The organism is Edaphosphingomonas fennica (assembly GCF_003034225.1).
GTDB lineage: Bacteria > Pseudomonadota > Alphaproteobacteria > Sphingomonadales > Sphingomonadaceae > Sphingomonas_E > Sphingomonas_E fennica.
Window position 1 is genome coordinate 1 of the sequence record NZ_PHHF01000028.1, and the last position, 3,615, is coordinate 3,615.

At 66.3% G+C, this 3,615-nt stretch carries 2 protein-coding genes and 1 pseudogene; all 3 read left to right on the plus strand.

Annotation, left to right across the window (positions count from 1 at the left end; all coding sequences use genetic code 11):
- The first annotated feature begins 107 nt into the window (after positions 1 to 107).
- Positions 108 to 2,177 (plus strand): ParB/RepB/Spo0J family partition protein, encoded by a 2,070-nt coding sequence (locus CV103_RS06800; protein ID WP_107394418.1) that lies wholly within the window; start codon positions 108 to 110, stop codon positions 2,175 to 2,177.
- Between the two features lie 84 nt (positions 2,178 to 2,261).
- Positions 2,262 to 3,206 (plus strand): ArdC family protein, encoded by a 945-nt coding sequence (locus tag CV103_RS06805; protein WP_107394417.1) that lies wholly within the window; start codon positions 2,262 to 2,264, stop codon positions 3,204 to 3,206.
- Positions 3,207 to 3,264: 58 nt separating this feature from the next.
- A pseudogene (locus CV103_RS06810) lies at positions 3,265 to 3,534 on the plus strand (DUF6927 domain-containing protein); the annotation flags it as partial.
- Positions 3,535 to 3,615: the final 81 nt, after the last annotated feature.

Genomic DNA, 3,615 nt, shown 5'->3' on the forward strand with positions numbered 1-3,615 from the left:
CCCGACGTTCCCCGCTCGCAGCAGCGCCAGTGGCCTGGTTTTGCGCCGCCCAATGGCCGGTTTTTGCTCCGCCGTTGACATCCGGACGCCAGATGGAGCTCCTTCCCATGACCGCATCCGTTAAGCTCGCCAAGCTCACGCTTTCGCCCATCAACGTCCGCAAGCGACCCGACGAACTGCTCGAAATCCCGCAAATGGCGGCCGATCTCGAAGCGCGCGGCGTCCTGCAGAACCTGCTCGTCACGCCCGTCCGGAAACCGCGCGGCACCTTCGAGGTGTTCGACGGCGGTCGCCGCCTACGCGGCCTGCGCCTGCTCGCCGAGCGCGGCGTGATCGACCCCGAGACCTATGACGTTCCCGTGAAGGTCCTGGTCGGTGACGAGGCGACCCTGTCCGAGACGTCGACGGCGGCCAACTTCCACCAGCTCAAGATGACGCCGGCCGAGGAATGCCGGGCGTTCCAGTATTTCATCGGACTGACCGGCGACATCGACGGGGTCGCCAAGCGCTTCGGCCTCACCCGCCGCTTCGTCGAGGGCCGCCTGCGCCTTGCGACGCTCGCCGAACCGATCTTCGAGGCGCTGAGCGAAGGCACGATCACGCTCGACGTCGCCAAGGCCTATGCATCGACCGAGAACCAGGAGAAGCAGCTGCTCGTCTGGAACAGCTACGGCACCAGCTACTCCAACGCCGACACCATCCGCCGTGTCATCGCCAACGAAACCATGAACTCGACGGATCCCGTCGCCATCCTGGTCGGCGAGGACCGCTACGCGGACGCCGGCGGCAAGGTCGACCGCGACCTCTTCAGCGACAGCGGCGACAAGTGGGTCAATCCCGAGATCGCGCAGCGGCTCGCCGCGGACATCATGGAGGCGGAAGCCAAGCGCGTCGGTGAGGAACTGGGCCTCGGCTGGATCCGTCCGATCGCGTCCAACTATACCCACAGCGCCGCCGCCGGCCTCTATCGCGTCATCCTGCCCGCCGCGGACCTGACCGAGGAACAGCAGGCCCGGCTCGAGGCGATCGCGGAACGTCAGCAGGCGATTTCCGTGGCGATGGACGACGAAGCCATCGGCGAGGACGCCTATAAGGCGCTGGACCAGGAATATGACGCGCTCAGCGCCGAGGAGCATGCGATCCGCAACGTCGCGCCGGTCCTGCCGGACGAACTGCGGCCGCTGGTCGGCGCCTTCCTCAAGCTCACGCCCAAGGGCGAAATGGTGCTCGACGCCGAATATTACAGCGAGGAGCCGATCCGGATCGGCGGCACCGAGGACGAGACGGGCGACACCCCGGACAAAGGCTCGCGCAGCCGGCCGAGCGGTGCCGGCAGGGAATCCGCGACCCCGACCTCTCGGCTGGAAGCGGTGGCTCCGGGCGGCAAGCCGCTCAGCGCGCGGCTCTACGACGAGCTCGCGATGCAGCGGCGCGACGTCCTGGCGGCGACGCTCCTCAGCCACCCGGCCCTCGCGCTCGACTATGCGCTCTTCGTCATGATCGACGACCGCATGACCGCCGAAAGCGCCTATGGCTCGACCATTCGCGCGCGCTCGCCCCAGGACCCGGTCACCGGCGAGCAGCCTGCGACCCGCGCCCGTAGCTATCTCGCCGAAGCCCATGACGGACTCGATGCCGGCTGGACCGAGTACCAGTCGCAGGTCGACCGGTTCGAGGCCTTCCGCGGTCTCGACGACGACGCCAAGGCTGCCTGGCTCGCCTATATCGTCGCGATGTCGCTCGAAGCGCCGAATTCCCGCGCCGAGCAGTCCCCGCTGCACAACCGGCTTGCGACCATCATGGAAATCGATGTCGCAAGCTGGTGGCGGCCGACCTCGGAGAACTTCTTCGACCGGGTCAGCAAGGGTTCGATCCTGACCTTGCTCGCCGATGTCGGCGGTGCGGCGCTCACGGCGCGTCACGCAACGATGAAGAAGTCCGAGATCTCGGAATCTTGCGCCAAGCTCTTCGCCGGGGAGGCGATCGTCGAGCCCGAGGTTCGCGACGCGGCGCTCGCCTGGGTCCCGAACGCCATGAAGTTCCTCGACTCTGCGCCGGCCGACGATCTCGATGTCGACGACGAGCCCGAGGACCAGGGCGGCGATCAGGAGACGGTCGCGGTGAACGACGCCGATGGCGAACCTCAGCTGGACGATCAGGACGCGCTCGCGGCCTGACGCCTCTCACCTCCTGGAGTGCTGACCGCCGGCGCGCAGACACGCGTCGGCGGTTTCCTTTTCCCCCGCAGCGGAGTTCCCACCATGTCAGCTTCCCGTCGGTCCAGCCGCGACGTCGCCGCGGAAATCACGGATCTCATCATCCGCAAGCTCGAGGGAGGCGTTCCGCCCTGGTCGAGACCCTGGCGGTGCAGCGGCGCTGGCGGCCGCCCGCTCCGGCACTGCGGGACGCCTTACACCGGCATCAACACGCTCTATCTCTGGGCGTTCGGCGACGCGATGGGCTACCGCTCGCGCTTCTGGATGACCTATCGCCAGGCCGAGGCGCTCGGCGCCAATGTCCGGCGCGGCGAGACCGGCGCGATCTCGGTCTATTATTCCTCGTTCAAGAAGACCGAGGAGCATCCCCAAACCGGCAAGGAGGTCGAGAAGAACATCCGCTTCCTTCGCCACTACGTCGTCTTCAATGCCGACCAGATCGACGCGCTCCCGGCCTATTTCTACGCGCCCGAAGAGCCGGAAACGCCGGTCGAACCCTCCACCCGTCAGGCGGCGATCGACGCCTTCTTCGACGCCATCCCCGCCGACGTCCGCCATGGCGGCAACCAAGCTTACTTCACGCCGACCTTCGACCATATCCAGATGCCGAGCCGCACCTCGTTTCGCAGCATGGACCTGTACGCGTCGACGAGATGTCACGAGACCGTCCATTGGTCGGGCCACTCCGACAGGCTGGCCCGCACCTTCGGCAAGCGCTTCGGCGACAAGGCCTATGCATTCGAGGAGCTCGTCGCCGAAATCGGGGCGGGGCTCTGCTGCGCAGATCTCGGCCTGCCGAATGTGCTGCACGACAGCCATGCGAGCTATGTCGGGCATTGGCTCGGCATCCTGCGCGGCGACAAGACCGCGATCATCCATGCCGCCGCCAAAGCGGAGCAGGCCTTCGCCTACCTCAAGAGTTTCGGCAGCGCCGCAGCTGACAGCGAATGCCACGAGGATGACGCGCCGGCACCCGCGCTCGCTGCCTGACGCCGGCCCCGGTCCCTCTCGGGCGCCAGTTTCTCAACATCAGAAAGGACAATCACCCATGGTATGGCTTTTCATGCACTTCACGTCGATGGGAGGCCACAAGAGCGCCAAATCCTATCTCGACGCACAACTGACCTATGAACGCACGCTCGACGACGGCACCACCCGCGGGCTCCGGGTGCTGGCGTCCTCCTGTCCCGGAAACCGCACCTATTACGCCGCGGCCCAGGAACTGGTCGGCGGCGTTCCCGGGAGCATCTTTGCCGTGGTCTGCCTGGTGCGCTGGAACCCGCGTTCGCGCGATGGCCACCAATTTGGATACAAGGACAGTGCGCCGTTGCGGCGCTGAAATGGAGTATCAGTGATGATGAGGTAAGTTGAGAATGCCTCTGCTCGCCGGACTAACCTC

Excerpts from the sequence above, each read along its gene's own strand:
- CV103_RS06805 (WP_107394417.1), top strand. The coding sequence starts at position 2,262 with ATGTCAGCTTCCCGTCGGTCCAGCCGCGACGTCGCCGCGGAAATCACG.
- CV103_RS06800 (WP_107394418.1), top strand. The coding sequence starts at position 108 with ATGACCGCATCCGTTAAGCTCGCCAAGCTCACGCTTTCGCCCATCAAC.